Genomic DNA, 4,707 nt, shown 5'->3' with positions numbered 1-4,707 from the left:
GGCGGAATGCAAACCAACAGACTGGTCTATACCGGCGCCCGGAATAAAGAGTCTTATTATCGCGTGCGTTATATTCCCGTCGTGCCGAAAAACAGGGATGAATTTACGCTCAGCAAGGACGAAGTTGAAAAGTATCAGGATGCCATCAACGCCAGCGTCAGCGTACTCACCGGGTTTGGCACCATTGTGACCGTTCATCCCAATAATGTTCGCTTCGATACGCAAATTACGGATAAAGGTAAAAAACTGCGTATCAGCAACAAGGGGAATGCCTCCGTGGTTATCAGCGACCTGAAATCCTGCGATGCAACACTTAAAGACTGTAGTCCACCCGTCAATATTCAATTAAGGCCCGGCCGGAGCCTGGAGCGGGACATTGTGCCGCAAAAAATCTGGCACTACACGCTGAATGAAGGTGGTCAAAAAAAGGCGCTGAAATCAGGTTCGTAATTTGAAGTAACCCTGTTCTCTCTGTTATCAAAAGGAATGATATATGTACGCAAAAAAAATCACTTTACTCGGTGCCCTTCTGGCGACGGCATCGGCGGTTCACGCTGCTCCTCTGCAGGTTGATTTCAACGTAGAGGCGGCGATCCCTGCTACTGATTTCTTCGTCACGCCAGTTAACGGCTGGAATGCCCAGACGCAAAAAATGGCATGGAATGCGGCGACGGGCTCTCTGGATGGATTTTCTCAGCAGCTGCAAATGAAAAATTCTGGCGGGGGCATTAAAGCCTATCTGGCCGGGCAGCCTGTGCTCAGCTCGGCCAGCGGTACGGATACTATCGATCTCCAGGTGAATATTGCCGGCCAGACGTTGCCGGTTGACGCCGTGTCAGCGGTCACGCTGTACAACACGACCGAAGCCGCAGCAGAGAAAACGGCCACCCTGACGGTAAGCCAGAAATCTGCTGGCACTAAACCAACGGCCGGGACCTACATCGGGGCCGTGACCATGATGTTTGATACCGCGCCTTAATTTTAGCGGCGGCAGTATTCATGGTGTGTTCGGTTAACGAACAATCGTGCATTGAGGAGAAAAGAGAGAGGGATTTCTCTTTTCTTTCTTCGGAAAGAAAATTTCAGGCGTTTGATATTATGGGATTCTTTCGTCCATTAACAGGGTCGTTATTTCTGCTTTTCAGCAGTGTAAATGTTTTGGCTCAGCCTGCGACGCTTGCCAGCCAGGCAGCGGCTATGCCGGATGATTTTCAGGCGTATTTCTTCAATGCCCCGCTTTCAGCCCGCATCATGGTAGATAACCGGGTCCTGGGCGATGCCATGATCATCGTGACGGAGGATAACCGGGCCAGGATTATCCATTTTACCGATAACGGCGACAGTGAGTTTAGCGAGGCCGAACGCCAGCGCTGGTTAAAGGCGTTCACTGACTTTGTTCCGCTTGGGAAGTGCAGTGACCATGCCTGCCCGCCGGGGCTGCTGGCGGCGGATTACAGCCTGAGCGATGCCCGCCTCGTTTTACTCACGCAGCAACCGGGAAACGACGCGAATAAATACTGGTATACCTTACCCGAAGATGGGGATTCAGGCCTGCTGCTGAATAACCAGCTTAACCTCAGCGGCAGCGAGCAGCAGTCAAGCATGAGCTGGAACGGGGGCCTGGAGGCCGCGCTGGGGAGCTGGACATTAATGAGCCAGTTTCAGCATGACCAGACCCGCAGCAACAGCCTCGGCAGCACTTCCCGCCATGCCATAACCTCTCTCTACGTTCAGCGTGAATTTCAGCAACACTTTCTCCGTACCGGGCTATTTACGCCGGACAGCCAGGGCCTGATACGCCAGCTTTATACGCCGGGAGGTGGTATCAGCACGCTGGCGGGCATGATGGCGGGCAGCGGCGATGCACTACTGAAGGGCGGGGACATTCCGGCGCTTTATCCCGTCTACGTCTCGGCCAACCGTGAAGGTGTGGCTGAAATTTACCGCGACGGTACCCTGATAAATTCTCAGCCTGTTGAACCCGGCCTGCAAATGTTAGACACCGTGCCGCTGCCGGCCGGTATCTATGAAGTTGAAATTCGCCTCATTGAAGACGGCCGTGAGAGCAGCAGGGTCACTGAAACGATTAATAAACCCACCCGCTGGCGAACGCCGGGCCAGCGCCTGCGCTATAACGTGTTCGCCGGGCAGCAGCAGACGCTGTGGAACAGTGACAAAAGTGAAGATAACGGTGAATTTGCGGCCGGGGCCAGCGTCAATTACCTGTTGCATCCGCTGGCGACGGTCGGCGTGGCCGTGCAGAAGACGGGGGAAGAGCGTCAGGCCGGGATTTCACTCGACTGGCAGGCGGCAAAGCCGGTGCAGCTGTACGGTAATATCTGGCGGAGCAATCTCACCGGTCACGGGTTTGATACCCAGGGAATATGGTCGCACGCAAAGGGTAATGTCGCCCTCAGCCACAGCCGGAGCTGGTATCGCCAGGAAGATGAACCCTACCGGTATACGGCTCGCCCTTCGCTGGAACACAGCAGCGTGCTGTCCACCACCTGGCGCCTGAACAGCGAGAACAGCCTCACCGCCCGCCTGACGCACAGAAGCCGTCACAGCGGGATCGGTGCCGACGTGGGCTTTAATACCCGTACCGTACTTGCCGGGAACGCCATTAACTGGCGGCTGGCCGCGTTTGATCGCCCCTACGGCAATGGCAGTACGTTACGCAACCGCGGCGTGAGTCTCTCCGCCAGCTTCGCGCTCGGCGGGCAGAAACGCAGCGGCAATATCAGCGTCGGCAGCCGAACGGATACCAACGGCAGCCGGGATCTCTATACCTCCGCCTCGGTCAATCAGACCTGGGACAAAGGCCCCGTGAAGATGACGACGGCGACGCTGACGGCGGACCGCCACGGCGCAGGGTTCAGCACTTACAACCAGTTTGATACGCCGATGATGGCGGGCACTTTCTGGGGGCAGAGTTCAACGCTGGACGGCAGGCTGTCCGGCGGCCTCAATACCGGCAGCCTGCTGGCGTTGGGTGGCGGGCGGGTCACAATGTCGAAACAGACGGCACATTATCAGGGCGGCGGCATGATAGTGGATGTCTCCTCCGACGATAAAAATGCCGAACTGGTGGCGCTTTATTCGGGCGGTGCCGTGCCGCTCAAACCGGGCAGGAACTTCATTCCGGTCGATGCCTGGCAACCCGGCACGGTGCAGATCGACTTCCCCGGCACGGAAGCCCCGGCGCTGAAAGTCGAGCCTGAATACCTGAGCTACCAGCATATTCGCGGGGGCGTCAGTGCGTATTCCGTGAAAGTGATGAAAACGGTGACGGTGATGGGTCGCCTGGTGGACGGCAATGGCCACGCCCTGGGCGGTGCTCAGGTGGTGAATCATGCCGGCAGGACGGTCACCGAATCCGACGGGCTGTTCACCCTCGAAGTGCATGAAAACAACCCGGTGCTGGCGGTGGAGTACCGCGCAATGAACCAGTGCGAAATACGCCTGAATCCCACCACGCAGAAAACGGCCGATGAGATTATTTTCCTCGGCAATCTGACCTGTGACGAATTACCGCTGGCGGGGAACGCAGGCTATGCGGCCAGCAAAGCAGCCAGGAATAAGGACATATAATGTTTACCCGACAGATGTATATTATCGACTTCATTAATAACGCGCTGTTTCGCAGAAGAAATACGGCAGCACTGTCCGCGCTGCTTTTATTGGCGATGATATCCACAGTCAACGCGGCAACGGTGAACGTCACTACGGAGTTTATCGCCGACCTGCAGCAGCCGCAGAAGAATGCGTTTGTGAATACTACACCGGTCTCAGGATTTTGTTCTCAGCACTCTACGCTTTGTAATGTGGGGGAATTCAGTATTTTGGTTCCTGGCTTATCGGCGGAAAAATATTTTGACTCTACGAGCAATAACGTACGCAATTATACATCAATATCCCTTGATGGCACGACAAGGAATATTGTTTTAAGAGATGATAAAGCAGGGAATCAAATTACAGGGGTATTTCGTCTGGCTTTTTTTGGTGTGCAACACAATTCGATAGATGGATATAACATAACTAGTGCAATGAACGGCGTGGGCCGTTATCCTCAGGGCGGGTGCTCAGGGCGGGTTGGCGTTGGTTATATGCATTGGTACAGATATGGATGGGGAGTGCCAGAAAAAAAGCTGACCTGCTACAGGGAGCTTAGTGGCTCTTTTCAGGGTGATGTTCGTATTGCCGATTTTAGCTTTGGCTATACGTTAGAAACACCCAATCCATTAGGTGTTTATAGCGGTGAGTACGAAGGTGAAGTGGTTTATACCGTTGGTGAAGGCGAAGATATTGACTTTCATGCCGTAACAACCTCTGACACTGAAATTAGAATAAAAATAAAGGCGACCGTACGTCATGCCTTCCAGGTGAAGTTTCCCTCCGACGCGGAATTGATCAAGGTCAGTCTGGCCCCGAAAGGCGGCTGGAGCCAGTGGGCAAACGGTGGGCGTGTCCCTGATACCCTGAGTCAGGAAGTCCCCTTCATCCTGTCGTCCACGTCCGGCTTCACTGTCAATATGCGCTGTGAGTATGATTTGGATGGGGCCTGTGCGTTACGCGAAACAACATCCCCCACCGGAGAAAAAATACCGCTGGAGGTTTCTCTCACCTTACCGGGTTATAAAACGGAAAACGGAAGAGAAGCCAGAAATCTGCTGTTGAATTCGTTACCGGCTGGCCATGTTATTTTAC

General features: G+C 54.4%; 3 protein-coding genes and 1 pseudogene. All 4 read left to right on the top strand.

Features of this window, described 5'->3' with window-relative positions; genetic code table 11:
* Positions 1 to 450 (top strand): annotated as a pseudogene (locus F3J26_RS22425) (hypothetical protein); the annotation flags it as partial.
* Positions 451 to 493: 43 nt separating this feature from the next.
* Positions 494 to 979: a CS1 type fimbrial major subunit gene (locus F3J26_RS22420; protein WP_166996021.1), complete on the top strand. Its 486-nt coding sequence runs from the start codon at positions 494 to 496 to the stop codon at positions 977 to 979.
* A 179-nt stretch (positions 980 to 1,158) separates the two neighbouring features.
* Positions 1,159 to 3,591 (top strand): CS1-pili formation C-terminal domain-containing protein, encoded by a 2,433-nt coding sequence (locus tag F3J26_RS22415; protein WP_286180349.1) that lies wholly within the window; start codon positions 1,159 to 1,161, stop codon positions 3,589 to 3,591.
* A partial coding sequence (locus F3J26_RS22410; RefSeq protein ID WP_166996019.1) for a hypothetical protein occupies positions 3,591 to 4,707 on the top strand: 1,117 nt, incomplete at its 3' end. The genes F3J26_RS22415 and F3J26_RS22410, both read left to right, overlap by 1 nt.

This window comes from Enterobacter sp. Ap-867, assembly GCF_011752855.1.
Lineage (GTDB): Bacteria > Pseudomonadota > Gammaproteobacteria > Enterobacterales > Enterobacteriaceae > Cedecea.
The sequence above is the reverse complement of the archived record's forward strand: the minus strand, read 5'-3'. Positions and strand labels throughout refer to the sequence as shown.

Coding starts and splice junctions, on each gene's coding strand:
- F3J26_RS22420 (WP_166996021.1), top strand. CDS start 494: ATGTACGCAAAAAAAATCACTTTACTCGGTGCCCTTCTGGCGACGGCA.